This is a genomic window from Candidatus Marinarcus aquaticus (assembly GCF_004116335.1).
Lineage (GTDB): Bacteria > Campylobacterota > Campylobacteria > Campylobacterales > Arcobacteraceae > Marinarcus > Marinarcus aquaticus.
In genome coordinates this window covers 22716-39769 of the sequence record NZ_PDKN01000009.1, presented here as the reverse complement: position 1 = coordinate 39769, position 17054 = coordinate 22716, and the positions used below count along the sequence as shown (strand labels likewise).

Genomic DNA, 17054 nt, shown 5'->3' with positions numbered 1-17054 from the left:
TAGCCTTTAAATCCCCATCGTTTCACCTAAATTCCATATAGGCATAAATATTGCCAACATAATCCATACAACCATGGATGCAATAAAAATAAAAAAGACAGGTTCAATATAAGTTGTCAACTTCTTAATGGACTCATCCAGTCTGACGTGATAAATCTTTTCTATTTCATGGATTGTTTTGTCCAAAGAGTGACTCTTTTCTCCTACTGTGATTAAACGTAGCGTCAAATCGTCAAATAAACAACTCTTTTTAAAAGCGTATGATATTGATTTTCCGCTTTGTATCTGCTGATTTATCTCGTTTAATACTTTTTGTGCGTGATAATTGGTGATGACCACTTGGGCATTTTGCAAAGAGTTTTGAAACGTATATTTATCTTTTAACAGCATCTGCAAAAGCAAAAAAAAACGTTGAAAACTCAGATGAAACAACGCACTGCTTACAAAAGGGATTTTGCATAAAAGCAGATAACTCATCTTGTATTTAAAGGTTTCATTGCGTTGATAGTATGCGTATACACAAAACAAAAGTATGATTACAAAACCTATCGACCAAAGACCATACTCGTGTATAAACTCTTTAATATTCAACAAACTCTGTGTCACCAAAGGCAAGTTGCCTTGATATTGTGCAAAAAGCATCTCAAATTGCGGTAAAAGACCATAAAACGTAAACAAAAATAAAAAGAGAAGTGCACACAACAAAATCATAGGATACATCATGGCATTAACTAATTTTTGTCGACTGCTTTGTATCTGTTTTAAAACCAATACCAATGAATGAATCATGGATTTGAGATTTCCATTGTGTTGCGCAATTTCAAGAAAAGAGAGTACCACATCACCTAAAACAGCTCTGTAATTTTGTAACTCCCCTTTGAGCATTTTCCCATTTTTCAGCGAGATTTTCATCACATCTATGATCTCTTTGATTTGTGGATGCGCTTGACTTTGACTCACAATCTCTAAAGCATCTGCAAATAAAATATCTGCTTGCAAAATAATGTCCAACTCATAAAACAACGAGATGACCTCTTTAAAAGAGACTTTGTGATTGATCAATAGACTGATTGCAAAAGGTTTATACGCTTGTTTACTGATAATAGTATAAGTATTTTTTTTAAGACTCTCGTCATCCACAATGGCTGATTTAATACGCCCTTTTTCTTGATAACGTATCTTATACTGTTTCAAAGCGTGGTCACCTTATAAAGTTCTTCTAAAGTGGTCACCCCGTTTTGAACCTTTTGCATGCCTTGTTCAAATAAAGGGACATAACCTTGTGTTTTAACATACTCATGTATAGTGTGTGAACTCTCTTTGTGAATGATCATTGAAGCCACCTTTTCATCGATGCGTAACACTTCACAAAGCATCGTTCGACCACTGAAACCTGTCAAGTTACACGTTTCGCATCCCACTGCCTTATACTCTTTGTTTTTTACACTGTGTTTACAATCATCACATAACTTTAAGACCAAACGTTGTGCAATAACCAGTTTTAAAGTCGAAGCTAAAATATAAGCTTCTGCTTCTAAATCCAACAAACGATTAATGGTTGCAATGGCATCATTGGCATGCAGGGTTGCTAAAACCAAGTGCCCCGTTAAAGAAGCACGAAGTGCAATCTTTAACGACTCTTTGTCGCGTATCTCTCCCACCATGATACAATCAGGGTCTTGGCGCAAAATATCAACCAATATTTCTGCAAACCCAAGATTAATATCATGATTGACAGGAATTTGTTGTATTCTTGGTATTTGATACTCGATGGGATCTTCAATGGTCATGATTTTTTTATCCACGGAATTAATTGTTTCTAGTATGGAGTACAGTGTCGTCGTTTTACCACTACCAGTAGGGCCTGTGACCAAAATCAGACCTTGTTTGGCGTGTATCATCTTTGTTATATGTTGTAATTGTTGTTTTTCAAAGCCCAATGTGTACAACGATTGATGTACACTGTTTGTATCCAATATACGAATAACCACCGATTCTCCTTGAATGGTCGGCATAATAGAGACTCGAAAATCATAAGTTTGTCCATTCACTTGTTTTGAAAAACGTCCATTTTGCGGCAATCTTTTTTGTGTAATATCCAAAGATGCTATCAGTTTTACAACCGAACCTAACACTTTATAAAACTCTTTTTCAAACAAAAAAAAGTGTTGCAGTAAACCGTCAATACGTAACCGAATAGAGACACCATGTTCTTGTGTCTCTATATGAATATCGCTGCTTCTTTTTTTAATACTAAAAGCAATCAATGCTTCTAAAAAGTCTTGAATATAAGAGGTGGAAGACTCTTTTTGTCGTACAGAGGCTAAAGCATTTTCATAGATTTTTTGTTTGAGTGGTAACGATTGCAGTATAAATATAAGTTCACTTTTGTCAACCTCGATGATTTTTAAAGGCAGATGACACTGGGTTTGAATATATTCAAAATTGGCCTCTTTACTTGCAGCCACGCATAAAAGGAAATCATCTTTATACAGTGGTACGGTTTGTTGTTGCTGTAACAACGCAACATCAAACTCAGCAATCAAAGAGTAATCAATAATCGTGTTGTTAATATCACTCATACTACAACTCCAAATAGATTTTTTGTCCCAAGTGATTTTGTAAAACAACCGCTTGTTCTTCAATCTTAATAAGTGTATACTCACGAATATGTTCATGTAAATGGATCCACTCATGGTTGATCAGCACTTCATCGTTTACAATGGCATAGAGTTTTAAAGAAGGAAGTTTTTCTTTTTCACTGAAGGGATTTTTCAAATGAACAATTGTACTTTGCAATGGCTCTTTGTCTTGGGGAAAATACTTTTTCGTTGCAAACTCCAACTGTAATTTTAAACTGTACTGTTCATCGTTAAACGGTTGTATTTTCATATCAGGCATATTATTGATACTGCCAAAAGTTTCACAAAACAAAACCATCTGCATCAAAGAGGTAAACTCTCCTTGCAACTCAAATGCAAAACCACTGCTTTGCTCTTGCAGTGACAAAAGAGTAAGATTCAAGGCTTTACTTTGGTTTTCAAATGCCTTTATAAATACATACGTCTCCACTTTGTGGTTTTGGAGTGTGGTATTTGTTTTGTGTTGGATGTTTGCTTGAAGAGGCGTATCATTGTAAAATATGATCCCCATTAAACATAATGGAATAAGATAGAGTTGCAGTTTCTCAAAAGACTTAAGGTTTGAAAGCCTATGTTCAATCAAATACAACCATGGCAGTAAGTTCATAAATTTGACTCTCTTTTTGATAATTCAAAGATTTTATCTTCAACTGTTGATCTTCTAAAAATTGCATCAGATGGGCCTTGTTGTTATGCGCAAGTTTAATATTAGCATGTGCCCTGTTCATTTCAAACAGTTGCAACTGAAGTTTGTAATGATTAATTGCTTGCATTAATGCAACTATGGATTGCGTTTGAAGTCGTTTTGTAGGCACCACAATCTTTTTAACTGTTGCAACTGTTTTAGAAGATATTGTATGTGTACTGTTCCAAATCACCAATGTGCTTACAACTAAAAAAATTAAGTATATTCCATAGATTACTGTCGCTTTGATGGTCTTAAAACGAGAATATTCTCTTTCATGTACAAATGTTGTTGCACTGTTAAGATACTCATTTTTAAAAGCCGTCAACTCCTCATCACTGAGCAAAACAGTATGTCCTATCTTGATGCAATACGTGTGTTCTAAATAACGTATAATCTCCTCTTTAGTCACACTTTTTTGAACCGCTTTAAAACAGACCAACTTTTCAAATGAGTACAATGCAAAAAAACCAGAAGTAATGAAAAGATCATAACTTGAAGCTTGTGCATTTTTATAATAGAGTTTCAGAACTTGTGGCATAAGTATGGCGTGCTTTTCTTTAGATTTAAACGATGCAATGAAGTAATTTTTTGATGTTTCAAAGTAGTGGTATAAAAACTGAACGTCCCAATCACTCTTGGAGTGATTGGTTGATGTAAAAAGAAATTCAATCAAAGAGCTCCCAAGAATGGGTTCATTGACTTGAACCGTGGTTGTATTGATTTTATTTAAACCAAGGAGAGTCGTTTGCATCTATACCACCTTGGAAATAATTATATCAATTATTATATAAAAATAACATTAATGTTATTTTTACACATCCATGATGACTTGATTTCTCCCCAGCTGTTTTGCTTCATAGAGTGCTTTATCAGCACATTTATAGAACTCATTGCTTCCTTGGATTTCATTATACTGTTTAATCACCAAACCAATTGAAACCGTAACATACCCTTTATGAGAGTGCCGATGTTTGATTTTAAGATTTTCTATGCTCTCTTTGATTGTATTGGCATACCCCTCTGCACTGTTGACGCGTTCACACTCAAACAACAACCCAAACTCTTCCCCTCCTAATCTGAAAGCAAAATCTGTGGAACGTTTTGTAAAGTGTCGAAGTACATTGGCCACCTCTTTAAGCACCTCATCTCCTTCTAAGTGACCGTAAGTATCGTTGTACATCTTAAAATAATCCACATCAATCATCATAAATGCCAAACAACTTTTTGAGCGTTTAACACGATTAATTTCACTGTGCATCTTTTCATTAAAATATCGTCGATTAAAAAGTTGAGTTAAGCCATCGGTAATTGAAAGATGTTCAACCCGTTTTTTATCCGTGATATCTTCTGCAATGATGGTATAATCAATCACCTCTTTATCTTTAAAGTTTGCGTGAATATAGGTTTTAAGCCAGTAAACCTCACCTTTTTTATCAACGTTTTGTATCTCTCCTGACCATCCATGCACACGTTTGATATAACGCCAAATCTCTTTAAAAAGTACGGTTTCACTCTGAGTATCAAACAACACAGTAAAATGTTGACCTACCAATTCATCATAAGTATATGAACTCACTTTACACATCGCTTTACTTGCTTCAGTGATAAAGCCTTTTTTATCTATACTGAAAGTAATGACATTTGCATCAACAATTTTCAAATAGTTTCGTAACTTTTTTTGAACCTCTTCTCTTGATTTAAGCGTCTTATTCAAACTCTTTGCCAAAGCTTGAAACTCTTTAAAAGTGATTTTTTCTGTATTGACTTCATAATACTCTTTAGAGGCTTTATCAAATGTATATTTCATATAATTCACACTGCTGTCTAAAAACTTTTGAATACGTTTTGAAAGATAATAAACCGTTGCCGTTAAGATAATACTAATAAAAATAAAAAAGAGTATTTGATACACAATACTTCGATTCAACTCCTCTCTCTTTTTTTCCAAAGTGAGTGTGATTTCATCAATGTAAATCCCACTTCCAATGAGCCATTGAAAATCATCAAAAAGTACCACATAACCCAATTTATTTGAAAGTTCCATACTGTCAAGTTTTCTGAACTTATAATAAAAGTAGTGGTTCTCTTTATTCAACGCCGCATCGACTTCTTTTTTAAACACCGGATCACTGCCCCAGTATTTTGGTTTTTCAAGTTTTTGTCCATTAAATACCAATGCATGACCGTCAAGTGTATTGACATAAATATAGCCTTGATTTCCAAAACGAATGGTGCTGATCCATTCCAACATATTTTCTTCCAATCTCTCTTGCATATCATCGATATATTCACCCATTCCTATGTGCCAATCATAAGGTTCAAAAAGTTTGACGTAGCTTAGTTTTGGGTACTCTTGACCCATTTTTTGATCGGGTTTTACAAAGTAGTTTTTAACAAATCCACTTTTTAAACTACGTGCAATATTCGCCTGTTTTTGAATAAACAATGTGCCATTTTTATCTTGTAACTGCCATATATTTTCATTTTTTCCTAACTTTGACTGGGTATTGTATAAAATGGCATCACCTTGATTGCTGTTTATAAAGTAATAACTTCGATGATTACTGAATGATATATTTTGAAGTGCCGTTACAATAAGGTATTGAATCTCCTCTTTGCTCATGCTGTTTTTGTTTTGGTTATAAATCGCCATGGCAATATTATAAGCATCATTGACACGTTGTGAAAGACGCTCTTTTACTTCTGAATAGTATCGATTATGTTGATACTCGATATAAGTGATGACTTTATTGACTTCATTTTTTATGAGCTCTTTATTTTGAGTCATAAATTGCTCTTTCAAATTTGTTTTTTCAGCTTGAAAATCTCTGTATTGAAAAAAGATGGAAGAGGTAATGACAATAAAAATAGAGATAAAAGCAACCCAGAAAATGGATTGAAAAATAAGTTTAGAGAGTTTCATAAACGCCTTTTAATGAATTCCCGTATTGTAACGTCAATTCATTAAATTACGATTAAGTAAATTATTAACTTTTAGCTTTAATCTACATCATATCCAAGCTCTTTAAGACCTTGTTTGTTTTTGGTCCAGCCTTTTTTAATGGAAACAAAAAGTTCTAAGTAGACCTTTTTTCCACTGAGCTTTTCAATTTTTGTTCGAGCATCTTTCCCAATACGTTTAATGGCTGCGGCACCTTTACCAATGATCATGCCTTTTTGCGTGCTTTTTTGTACAATAATCGTAGCTTTTATCACATCCACGTTGGGTTTCTCTTCTACTTTATTAATCAGTACATCGGTTTCGTATGGGATTTCATCACTGATGTTTTCAAAGATGGATTCACGAATAAACTCTTTATAGATATCTCTTAAGTGTTCGGTGGTTAAAATCTCAGGATCAAACAAATAAGGATGCTCTGGTAATTCCTTAACCACTGAGTCTAAAATATCACTGTGTTTAGTTCCTTTTTTAATGGATACAGGAATGATTGATTCATACTTATCACGGTACTTCTCATACTCTTTCATCTTATCAAGCAACTCTTGATTGCTTACAAAGTCAATTTTGGTAAGCAGTAAGATGTGTTTGGTGTTTTTTTTGTTTTTAACCAAGAAGTCTTCATAGTGTTGCACTTTATCTGTTACAGGAGCTAAAAATAGAATCAAATCACAATCACCCATCGCTTTAAGTGCTTCATCAAGCATAAATTGATTGAGCAGTTTTTCCGTTTCATGAATTCCTGGGGTGTCCACAAAAACAATCTGGTCATCATTATGCATCACAATGATATTGGCTCTTTTTCTTGTTGCATTGGCTTTGTGTGAAACCATGGCAATCTTTTCACCAACCAACCAGTTTAAAAGTGAACTTTTCCCTGCATTGGGCCGTCCTACTACTGAAACGTATCCGCATTTTGTCATCTAATTATGTCCTTTAAATATTTGTGCGCCATCAAAACGCAATTTAGCAATCTCTTCTCCTGAACTGTTTACATAACTCATTTTACCATTTCGTTGAACTTGAGCAAACCCGTTGTAAAAATCACTTGCAAAATCATAGACTGCTTTGGTTACTTCTTCACACTCATCATTGATAAATCCAAATTTTTCATCCACTTGCACACGTGCAAGCCCTTCAAAAAAAGGATAGACCATATCATATTTAAGTGCTTGTTCTATATCATTATCTCTGTCAATGCATCCAAACTTTCCATTTTGAGCCACTACAAACAATCCATTGTCAATCGGTTTTATACTCTCATATTGCGGTTTGACTATCTGTTTAAACCGACTGTTTAACAAACCATATTTCCCTTCTTGTTCAACCACAATAGTATCGTACTGCATGATGCCAATTTTGTCATACATAGCAGGTACAATCTCATCACCAGAAGTGCTTATAATACCGTATTTACCATTTTTATAACTTTTATAATAGCCATTATCATAACGAAACAGTGTTTCATATTGTGCTTTTAATAAAGGTTTACCCTTTTCATTGACCAGCGTTTCACCATCGTTTATGCCAACAACGGCGATATTATTGCTGCAAGCAGTTAGAAAAAAGCCCATTACCATAAAAAGAACGTATCTCATACAGCTCTCCTTCTTTAATTGGTCACATTGTAGCTAAAAAAGGCTAATAAGCATGTAATAGAGTTACTCTTTGATTTTATCATCATCCACACATACCACTTCATATTTAAACTCATCGCAACTGCAAGAGATATAACGATACATGGCAGAAATGGCACTGATAATAAGTACCGTAATACACACATTTAACACCACCATCATCACTGCTAAATCTAAGGAAAAGAGTGCCGCTAAAAAATTAATAACAAACCCATATACTAAGCTCAATACCACAGAGATTAAAATAGGATAAAGAATGATAATAAAATAACTTAACCATTTGTACTTTTGTGTTAAATGCCATGAATCTTTAAAACTCATGTGCTGACCAATCGCACAACTGGGCAACACCATTGAAAGTCGAGCAACAATAAAACTTGACACACTAATTCCAACGAAGACACCCATCATAGGAATAATACCTAAAAGTTTAAAAATAAAATAGAGCATCACGGGAATAACAAACGTCATCACACTCAAGATCAAACTGATCCATAAAAATCTCACTTCTTTATATCCAAAACATAAAAACTCCAATGCTGAGATTTCAAAGGAAGGCAGTAAAAGTATACGGTGTGTTTTTACCGCAATCAAAAGTGACATCAATGCACTCATAAGCACACCCACTGCAACCGTATAGATATCCCCCTCTTGCGTCTTGCCAAGTATCACTCGAGCCGTGCTTTCTTGCATAAAAGCATCTGTAACCATCAAAATAACCATATAGGGAAATAGAACTTTTATCAAAATCACCCACTTTTCAAAAATCAGTTTGAGGGTATCTTTCATAATGGTATTGATCATAAAAACTCCTTAAGCACGCTTTCTGTAACTCAATGCTTCCATTAAGTGTATGCGTTGTATTGTTTCACTCTGCTCTAAATCAGCAATGGTACGTGCCACTTTTTTAACCTTGTTGATACTTCGAAAAGAGAGATTTAAATTCACAATGGCCTTATCTAAAACCATCTGTGATTCCTCATTTAAGATACAGTAACGATTGAGTATCTCATCTTCAAGTTTCCCATTAAGACTCTCTTGAGCTCTTTGTTTTTGCATCTTAAATGCTTTGAGCACTTGTTCATGAAACTCTAAAGAACTCACATCTGAGCGATCATTTTTATTGACATCTGTCATGGTCACATATAAATCAATTCTATCTAAAAAGGGCTCAGAGAGTCTGCCTTTATATCGATTGACTTCCACATCACTGCAACGGCACTCTTTGTGTGTACTTAAAAGATTACCACAAGGTGACATTTTTATTTAATCCTGCTACAATTTAATTCAATTTTATGGAATTTGTTAATTTACGGTTCATTTAAAAATGATACAATTTACATTTACCATATAACATTATACATTAATAAATGCTACAAAATGTGAGGAAAGTGTGAAAATTCCACTAAATAGACGAAAAATTGGCTATACATATGGAAGTACTTCTGGAACTTATTCGTTTAGAAGTGAAAAAAGCATTCAATTTGAATCACTCCTAGAAAAAAAATTCCTAACAACTTTAGAATTTAATGATATAGTACTAGATGTTATCTCACAACCCCTAGTTATTGATTACATAACGGCTAATGGTAATAAAAGTACTTATAGTCCAGACTTTTTGGTCTTTTTTAAAGATACAAATAATATTCAAAGACCTCCAATTAAGCCTTTATTGGTTGAAGTCAAACCATCAAATAAACTAATTGAAAATAAAGATACACTAAAATTAAAATTTAAAGCTGCAATTAAATTCTGTAATGAAGTAGACTACAGATTTAAAATATTTAATGAAAATCGTATAGAGAGTACTCAATTAAAAAACATTGTTTTTCTAAATCGATATAAAGAGTTTCGAGCTGATTTAGATTATATTGAACTTATAAAAAATCACCTTTTAGCAGTTGGTCATACAACTGTTGAACATCTTTTGACACATCTATATGTAACAGACCTCCAAAAAAGTATCGCTCTATCTCATATCTGGTTTTTACTTCATACAAAAGTAATTTTAACTGACTTAAATGTATTACTCAATAATAATACTGTTATTTGGTTAAACATCGAAGAAGAGAATCTAGGAGTAGAAATATGAGCTCACAAAATCAATCTAACCATAAAATATCAAGAGAAAAACTAAATTTAGCTATTGGTGAATTTGTCAAATATGATAGCAAAACATTTAAGATTACTCAGTTAATTGATTTTAATGAAGTAATAGGTATAGATATTCATACAAATGAAGCAAAAAGACTTTTGATAGAACATATAAAACCTTTACCAAAAGATTCAATTAAAGATAATGGTTATATTCATAAGGATGTCAACGATATAGCAGATGATGATTGGAAAAAAATTGAAGAAAGATTGATTGCGATAAGACCTATATTAAATGGTGACACTAGAGCAGAAATTGAACAACACGCAGAAGAAATAGGTATTCACTTTACAACCCTATATAGATGGCACAGAGGATATAAATCAACTGGTACTGTTACTGGCTTGTTATCACAAAAAAGAGGACGAAAGAAAGATACAGTTTTTATTGAGCAAGATATTGAAGATATCATTCAAGAGACAATAAAAAATGATTATCTTACTGTGCATAAACCAAGTATTAAATCTATTATCAATACAATAAAAATAAAATGCCTTGAACGAAACCTTACCTTTCCAAGTAACAATACTATAAGAAATAGAATCAATAAACTCAGTCAATATGAATTATTAGAAAAAAGAAAAAACAAGGCTTCTGCAAGAGATAAGTTTGCACCTGCACCAAAACACTACAAAGCGGATTATCCATTACAAGTTGTACAAATAGACCATACACTTGTAGACTTACAAATTGTTGACGATGAAGAGCGTACTGCAATTGGACGACCTTGGATTACACTAGCAATTGATGTTTATTCAAGAATGATCGTTGGATACTATCTGTCTTTAGATGCACCAAGTGGTGTCTCAGTTGGTATGTGTATTGTGAACTCTATTTTAAAAAAAGACAAGTTGTTAAATGATTTTAATATTGAAGAGGAATGGAATGTATGGGGTCAAATTGATAATATAGCTACCGATAATGGAGCTGATTTCAGGTCTTTTTCTGTTGAACAAGCTTGTCTTGCAAATGGTATACATATTGAGTTTCGTCCAATTGGAAAAAAAGAATACGGTGGACACATAGAAAGATTGATTGGTACAACTATGACTGAAGTTCATGATATCCCAGGTTCACCAAAATCTAATATACAGCAAAAAGGTAGTTATGATTCTGAGAAATATGCATGTATGACATTCAGTGAATTTGAAAGATGGTTATTACTTTACATTACAAAAATATATCAACACAATTACCACAGTGGTATTGATTCAACACCTTTTGAACAATGGAAAAAAGGAATTTTAGGTAGTAGTGAGTGCCCTGGTATTGGCTACCCTCAACTACCGGTAGATGAAACCAGTTTAACATTAGATTTTTTACCAACCATTGAAAGAAGTGTACAAAAAAATGGTGTAACAATAGATGGATTGAACTATTTTCATCCTGTACTCAGAACTAAAATTAGAGGCTATGATCAAGGGCTTAAACTGAAAAAAGAAGACTCTCAGTATATATTTAAACGAGATCCTAGAGATATTTCCACTATATGGTTTTATGATAATTTACAACAAGAATATCATGAAATACCATTGGCTAATACAGAAATACCACGAATGAGTTTACAAGAGCTTAATATGATTAAAGCAAATATTTCCAAAGTCAATAATCAAGTTTTAAATGAACGTAATATTATTCTTGGTTATAAAGAACTTTATGACCATGTAAAGGAATCTGTACGAAAGACTAAGAAGCAGAAAAAGTTTATACAAAAAGTAAAAAACAATATAAAACTCACTCAAAATATTCAAGACATTAAGCAAGTAAAAAAATCTACTCGTACTAGACAATCTCATGATTTTTGGGATGAAGAAATACCTGACTTTGATTAAGGATACTATATGCAAATAAATTATGAACACATTCACCCTGATTTTCAACACCTGATGTCTCTAAGCAAAGAGGAACGAACCTATTCTTTAGATCAAGATTTTATGATTTATTATCCTAAAGCAAAAGAAGTCATTCAAGTCATGTCAAACTTTATGAATAAACCTAAAAAAAATCGAATGCAAAACTTATTACTTATTGGTGACCCAAATATGGGAAAAACTACAATTGCAAAAAAGTTTTATGCAATGAATCCCAATAAGAAAATGGAAACTTTAGACGGAACAACTACTTTAAAACCTGTTATATATGTTAATATTCAAGGTTCATCGGAAAAAGAATTTTATACATCAATATTAGATCAATTCTGGGCACCATATAGAGTTTCACATTCTACTTTAAAACTAAAACAACAAGCCATTCATTTACTAAAAATATGTCAGGTTAAGACCATTATTTTTGATGAGTTGCATAATTTATTAAGAGGTACTCCCACTAAACAATGTACTATCTTAGACCAAATTAAAAATTTGAGTAATGAACTTATGATACCGATGATTGGTGTTGGTACAAAAGCTGCTGCTACTCTTTTATATAATGATCCTCAATTAGTAAGTAGATTTGATATTATCAAATTGAATAAATGGGACTTAAATCAGGAGTTTAGAGGATTACTTCAAAGTTTTGAAAAACGCTTACCCCTAAAAAAGCCTTCATTTTTAGCTTCAAAAGAAAAAGCAGTATTATTATATGAATTATGTCAAGGTAACTTAGGATATTTACATCAAGTATTAATCGCTTGTGCAGAGTATGCTATTGAGAAAGATATTGAAGAAATCACTCAAGAGATTATTGAAACTATCATGGATAAGAAGCTTGCTCAAATAACAAACCCTAAAGATTATGCTACCAGTTAAACTAATTCCCCATGAACATGAGTTAATAAGCTCTTGGCTTATAAGACTCTCGTTTGCAAATGGTATAAGTTTAAGAAGGTTATCTCAATTAATATTCGACAACTCTTCCCTCATTCAAAAAGACATAGACAAATATTTAAATAAAGATACTATTAACAAAATATCTCAAGTTACAGAGATACCTAAAAATCATATTTACACACTTACTCTTCAATACTCGATTTCAAATATTTACTATCAGCAACCAATCACTCAATCAAAGTGGTCTTGGGTCATTCCTACAGGAGGAAAATATATATTAAAAACTCATGGTCTTCAGTTTTGTCCAGAATGTTTATATGATAAAGGAATTATGTTTTCTCATTTTTCAAGACTTTCATGGAATATTTGTTGCGAAAAACACAAGAGACTTCTTCATAGTAAATGCCCAAAATGTAATCATCCATATGCACCTCAGTTAATAGAACCAAACTATGAACTCTCACTATGTATATACTGTGGCTTTGATTTATCAACAATAGAAGATAGTCTATGTATCTCATCTGAAGCAATTGAACTCCAACAATTTTTAAATCAATGTTTTTTAACAAATAAAATTCCCAGTTCAAAGTATCAAATACTAGATAAGTCTATAAAAGAAGTATTTTACACCGTTAGAGTAATAGTACAATTCTTATATCGCATAAGAAATAAGACAAGTTTATTGCAAAACTTAAAAGATGAGCTCCATATAAAATTTTTAACTTATAACTTTCAAACTGAGCCTAAACCACTTGATACTCTATCCAGTCAAAAGAGAATGGTTTTAATGCACAATGTATCACTGCTATTAAAACAGCCTATTCTCAATGTTGAAAAATGCTTATTGAGTCAACGCATTACTTATAGACAATTATTCGGTTCAAACAACTCTATTCCTCATTCTCAAACTATTAAATTCCTTTGTAAGAGCTTGAAAATTAGGACAGCTAACCAACCCACCAAGCAACCAACTATTATTAAACCTAAATCAAAAGAAGAAGTCGATACATTAATGTATCATATTGAAGAATACTTATGAAAATCCAACAATGTTCAAAATGCAAAGATTATAAAAAATATGTATTTAATCGAACATTGGAGAATAATACAAAATCCTTATTATGTAATACATGTTTTAGAAAGTGTTTAGACATTTGCTCTTTATGTGGAAGGCATACAATAACCTATTCTTACACTAGTGATAATCAACCAATGTGTAAAAAATGTACCTGCCAACCTTTTAGAGTTTGTAAACAATGTTCAAAGAAGTTTCCTGCAGGAAGAGGCAGAGTTTGTGAAGAGTGTTCATACTATAACACTTTAATAAAAAAAATATCTGTTCTAAATTTATTGCTTTCTAAATATACAAATGGCTTATTTGAAGAGTTCACATGGTGGCTACATAAAAAAAGAGGTAGTATATTTACAACAGCATCTATACAAAAGTACTTTATCTACTTTTATAAATTTGATTACATCGCAAATAACCTATCTAGGTTTCCAAATTACCAAGAGATCTTAAACTTCTTTTTAAAAGAAAAAATAAGCAAATCACTACTAATTACCAAATTCCTTGTACAAAAAAAAATTATTATAATTGATGATAAATATAAAGAACTCTTTTCAAATTTACATATCATAGATAATTATATATCGTATTTTAAACCATACACATATGAATATACTTTACTAAATACATATCATAAATATTTAATTAACAAATATATCCAAGGACAAACAACTATACATTCAGTAAGACTTGCATTAACGCCTGCATTTAAAGTTCTACAATATAAACAGCACTTTAAGTCTTGTATACTCAATGATAGTATTATTAATGGATACCTATGGATTTATCCTGGCCAAATGAATGCATTAGTAGGATTTAGTAATTTTGTAAATCAACATCACAAGGGTAACTTACATCAAATTCAATCAAAGAAGCTACTTCTACAACGTTCGAAAACAAAAAAAGACATACTTCAAATAAATTTAATTAACCTGCTAAAAAAAGAGAGTTTAACAGCATTTGAAAAAAACAGAGTTTTAAGAACTTCAATTGAATATTTTCATAGAGTTTATGTTCCAAAAAATGTTTATTTAGGTATTAATAATATTTCTAAAGTAGGTGATTTATATCATATTTGTTGTTGTTATCACAAGTTTTATGTACCAGAACAATTATATTATAAACTTTTATCAATCTAAATTAAGTTTATTTTTGATCTTTCCATATAGTCGAATATATTTCTTTTCTTTAATTGTATGTTTGTATGTAACATATTCAACACCTAGCTTTACTGGTTTTAAGACTTTTTTATCTGTTGATTTTGGATCTGCTTTAGAATATGCACCTTTATTTTGAACAACAGCTTGTAAGAGTTCTTTCAATATCACAATGCTAACTTTCATATCATTTCCACTTTGAAATACTAATCCTGAATAACTTTCTCCATCCTTTTTGCCAATTTCTAATAAATAGTAATGCTTGCCCTTTACTATAATATGTATAAGTAAATATGCTCTAAAACCATGATTTTTATGTCCACCTTTTTCTTTATCTCTTACTTTTAACCTATACCATGAATCATTTTTTTTAGGCACTAATGTCTCATAAAAAGAGGTTTTAGACTCTGTAAAACTTGTTTTATCCTCAAATTCTTTATCCACAAAGTAATAGTTGAAATCTTTATATTTTTTTTGTAATCTTTCAAGTGCCTCTATAACACTTTCAAATAAAGCTTGTGTTTCAGGTGAAAAGTTTTTTTCTTCAACATAAAATTTTTTTACATCTTTAGTATCATTTGAACTATCTTCAGCACTTGATAAGTCCTGAGGAACATTATCTGAAGGTTCATCATTGATTTCACTTGAGTTATCTCCAGTTTTATCAAATTCGAAAGAAGGTTTTGCTTTTTTCTTTCCCTTCCTCTCATCCAATGTACCTTTTGTTATCTCATAATGTTTATTATTAACTATATGAGATGTTTTAGGTTCCTCACCAATAACACCAACCTCACTATAAACTCTTTGCTTAAATACTCTTTTAGTAGGTTCCTCATTGCTATCAAGATTTAAATCTTCACTATTTATTCCTGGTACTTCTTCTGGTGTTAATGGATTAGATACATCGACTGTTTCCGCATCAGGAGATATTTCTTCTTCATCATTATTAATATCTTCATTTTCTCTACCTGATTCTTTTAAATGGTCTTCTAAAATATTAACACTTATATTGTCATATTTAACACTGACATCAAAATCCTTCGGTAAGCTTCTATTATTTATTCTTAAAACTAAAAATACATTTTCATTTAACCATAAACCATCTGACTCAATTAAAAGTGTGTTTGGATGATAAGGTAATACTTCAGGATACCTAACAGGTGCTTTATCAATAATATCACCTTCATCAAACTCTAAACTACTCCACAATTTACTTACTCTTTGTCGAGAAATACTATTTAATTTCATATAAGCAATAAACCGTAAGTTTCTATCTCCAAAAAGCCCTTTTGAGGATTCATTTAAACTAAGTACATAATCACCACCATCAATTAAACATTCACTAGGTTTTAAATATTTATCAAGTGCTGTATCAACATCAAATTTTAATAACATTTCCTTAATAGTCTTACTTTCAGGCGTATATGTAGAGACAAATAGCTCCATACATGGAATAAGAATAGTTTTGTGATTACTATCAATTAATTTTGTATATTTTGTTTTTCGTAGTAGTTTTATTTTATTTATATCTGTTGAATTTGATTCAGGTAAATTGTTTATATATATGTTAGCTAACGATGAATCATTTAACTCGGTGATATTTTGCTCATATGTAATTGTAGTAGGATTATATTGTTGAAAATTAAAACTAAAACGTGTATCAGTTGAATAATTTAAATTTCCGTAATCTTGCCAATAAACATCTTTTACTCTTTTCTTTCTCTTCCAAAGTGTTCCAATTCTCACTGCATCTAACTCATGTAATGCAATATAAGCTAATATATCATCTTCTTTTTTAACAACATATTTGTTATTTATTAAATCAACTTTTCTAAGAATCACTTGAATATTAGGAACTTCAGATTTTAATTTTTGTTTTGCAGCCACACCAAAATTAACTACAACATATACAAAGTCATTGTCAGGTAATCTGGTAATAGTTACATCATCGTTAGTTTTCATAAGAAAATTGTAGCATG

The 17054-nt window shown here is 31.7% G+C and carries 15 protein-coding genes; 5 read left to right on the top strand and 10 right to left on the bottom strand.

The window, feature by feature from the left end; translation table 11 throughout:
* Positions 1-6 precede the first annotated feature (6 nt).
* The 9 genes from CRV04_RS11095 to CRV04_RS11055 all read right to left on the bottom strand — a co-directional run bounded on the left by CRV04_RS11095 (position 7) and on the right by CRV04_RS11055 (position 9186).
* Positions 7-1194, bottom strand: a complete 1188-nt coding sequence (locus CRV04_RS11095; protein WP_128996919.1) for a type II secretion system F family protein — start codon at positions 1192-1194, stop codon at positions 7-9.
* The gene (locus tag CRV04_RS11090) at positions 1191-2582 is read right to left on the bottom strand and encodes a GspE/PulE family protein (RefSeq protein WP_128996918.1); all 1392 of its coding nucleotides are present in this window, start codon (positions 2580-2582) and stop codon (positions 1191-1193) included. The genes CRV04_RS11095 and CRV04_RS11090 overlap by 4 nt, the downstream gene beginning before the upstream one ends.
* Before the next feature lies 1 nt (position 2583).
* Positions 2584-3249 (bottom strand): hypothetical protein, encoded by a 666-nt coding sequence (locus tag CRV04_RS11085; protein ID WP_128996917.1) that lies wholly within the window; start codon positions 3247-3249, stop codon positions 2584-2586.
* Positions 3218-4081 (bottom strand): hypothetical protein, encoded by an 864-nt coding sequence (locus tag CRV04_RS11080; protein ID WP_128996916.1) that lies wholly within the window; start codon positions 4079-4081, stop codon positions 3218-3220. The genes CRV04_RS11085 and CRV04_RS11080 overlap by 32 nt, the downstream gene beginning before the upstream one ends.
* A gap of 60 nt (positions 4082-4141) precedes the next feature.
* A complete protein-coding gene (locus CRV04_RS11075; RefSeq protein ID WP_128996915.1) occupies positions 4142-6253 on the bottom strand; it encodes a cache domain-containing protein in 2112 nt (703 codons plus the stop codon).
* Between the two features lie 77 nt (positions 6254-6330).
* Positions 6331-7212 (bottom strand): GTPase Era, encoded by an 882-nt coding sequence (era, locus tag CRV04_RS11070; RefSeq protein ID WP_128996914.1) that lies wholly within the window; start codon positions 7210-7212, stop codon positions 6331-6333.
* Positions 7213-7887, bottom strand: coding sequence for a WG repeat-containing protein (locus CRV04_RS11065; protein ID WP_128996913.1), 675 nt, complete (start codon positions 7885-7887; stop codon positions 7213-7215). It abuts the gene before it with no gap.
* Between the two features lie 63 nt (positions 7888-7950).
* Entirely contained in the window at positions 7951-8730 is a 780-nt protein-coding gene (locus tag CRV04_RS11060) for a hypothetical protein (protein ID WP_128996912.1), read from the bottom strand.
* A gap of 9 nt (positions 8731-8739) precedes the next feature.
* Positions 8740-9186, bottom strand: a complete 447-nt coding sequence (locus CRV04_RS11055; protein ID WP_128996911.1) for a magnesium chelatase subunit ChlI family protein — start codon at positions 9184-9186, stop codon at positions 8740-8742.
* Positions 9187-9319: 133 nt separating this feature from the next.
* Here CRV04_RS11055 and CRV04_RS11050 point away from each other — a divergent pair, with 133 nt between their 5' ends.
* The 5 genes from CRV04_RS11050 to CRV04_RS11030 are packed head-to-tail and all read left to right on the top strand — an operon-like array spanning position 9320 to position 15057.
* Positions 9320-10018 carry a TnsA endonuclease N-terminal domain-containing protein gene (locus tag CRV04_RS11050; RefSeq protein WP_128996910.1) on the top strand — a complete coding sequence of 233 codons (699 nt, stop codon included), beginning with the start codon at positions 9320-9322 and terminating at the stop codon, positions 10016-10018.
* Positions 10015-11913 (top strand): Mu transposase C-terminal domain-containing protein, encoded by a 1899-nt coding sequence (locus tag CRV04_RS11045; protein ID WP_128996909.1) that lies wholly within the window; start codon positions 10015-10017, stop codon positions 11911-11913. The genes CRV04_RS11050 and CRV04_RS11045 overlap by 4 nt, the downstream gene beginning before the upstream one ends.
* A 9-nt stretch (positions 11914-11922) precedes the next feature.
* Entirely contained in the window at positions 11923-12828 is a 906-nt protein-coding gene (locus CRV04_RS11040; RefSeq protein ID WP_128996908.1) for a TniB family NTP-binding protein, read from the top strand.
* Positions 12815-13888 carry a TniQ family protein gene (locus CRV04_RS11035; protein WP_128996907.1) on the top strand — a complete coding sequence of 358 codons (1074 nt, stop codon included), beginning with the start codon at positions 12815-12817 and terminating at the stop codon, positions 13886-13888. Before CRV04_RS11040 ends, CRV04_RS11035 begins: the two co-directional genes overlap by 14 nt.
* The gene (locus CRV04_RS11030; RefSeq protein WP_128996906.1) at positions 13885-15057 is read left to right on the top strand and encodes a hypothetical protein; all 1173 of its coding nucleotides are present in this window, start codon (positions 13885-13887) and stop codon (positions 15055-15057) included. Before CRV04_RS11035 ends, CRV04_RS11030 begins: the two co-directional genes overlap by 4 nt.
* Here CRV04_RS11030 and CRV04_RS11025 read toward each other — a convergent pair.
* The gene (locus tag CRV04_RS11025; protein WP_128996905.1) at positions 15049-17037 is read right to left on the bottom strand and encodes a hypothetical protein; all 1989 of its coding nucleotides are present in this window, start codon (positions 17035-17037) and stop codon (positions 15049-15051) included. The genes CRV04_RS11030 and CRV04_RS11025 overlap by 9 nt on opposite strands.
* Between the last annotated feature and the right edge of the window lie 17 nt (positions 17038-17054).

What these genes read in the sequence shown, in the direction of transcription:
- CRV04_RS11030 (WP_128996906.1), top strand. Translation starts at nt 13,885, where the DNA reads ATGAAAATCCAACAATGTTCAAAATGCAAAGATTATAAAAAATATGTA.
- CRV04_RS11090 (WP_128996918.1), bottom strand. Translation starts at nt 2,582, where the DNA reads ATGAGTGATATTAACAACACGATTATTGATTACTCTTTGATTGCTGAG.
- CRV04_RS11045 (WP_128996909.1), top strand. Translation starts at nt 10,015, where the DNA reads ATGAGCTCACAAAATCAATCTAACCATAAAATATCAAGAGAAAAACTA.
- CRV04_RS11065 (WP_128996913.1), bottom strand. Translation starts at nt 7,887, where the DNA reads ATGAGATACGTTCTTTTTATGGTAATGGGCTTTTTTCTAACTGCTTGC.
- CRV04_RS11040 (WP_128996908.1), top strand. Translation starts at nt 11,923, where the DNA reads ATGCAAATAAATTATGAACACATTCACCCTGATTTTCAACACCTGATG.
- CRV04_RS11025 (WP_128996905.1), bottom strand. Translation starts at nt 17,037, where the DNA reads ATGAAAACTAACGATGATGTAACTATTACCAGATTACCTGACAATGAC.
- CRV04_RS11085 (WP_128996917.1), bottom strand. Translation starts at nt 3,249, where the DNA reads ATGAACTTACTGCCATGGTTGTATTTGATTGAACATAGGCTTTCAAAC.
- CRV04_RS11035 (WP_128996907.1), top strand. Translation starts at nt 12,815, where the DNA reads ATGCTACCAGTTAAACTAATTCCCCATGAACATGAGTTAATAAGCTCT.
- CRV04_RS11060 (WP_128996912.1), bottom strand. Translation starts at nt 8,730, where the DNA reads ATGATCAATACCATTATGAAAGATACCCTCAAACTGATTTTTGAAAAG.
- CRV04_RS11080 (WP_128996916.1), bottom strand. Translation starts at nt 4,081, where the DNA reads ATGCAAACGACTCTCCTTGGTTTAAATAAAATCAATACAACCACGGTT.
- CRV04_RS11075 (WP_128996915.1), bottom strand. Translation starts at nt 6,253, where the DNA reads ATGAAACTCTCTAAACTTATTTTTCAATCCATTTTCTGGGTTGCTTTT.
- CRV04_RS11055 (WP_128996911.1), bottom strand. Translation starts at nt 9,186, where the DNA reads ATGTCACCTTGTGGTAATCTTTTAAGTACACACAAAGAGTGCCGTTGC.
- era (WP_128996914.1), bottom strand. Translation starts at nt 7,212, where the DNA reads ATGACAAAATGCGGATACGTTTCAGTAGTAGGACGGCCCAATGCAGGG.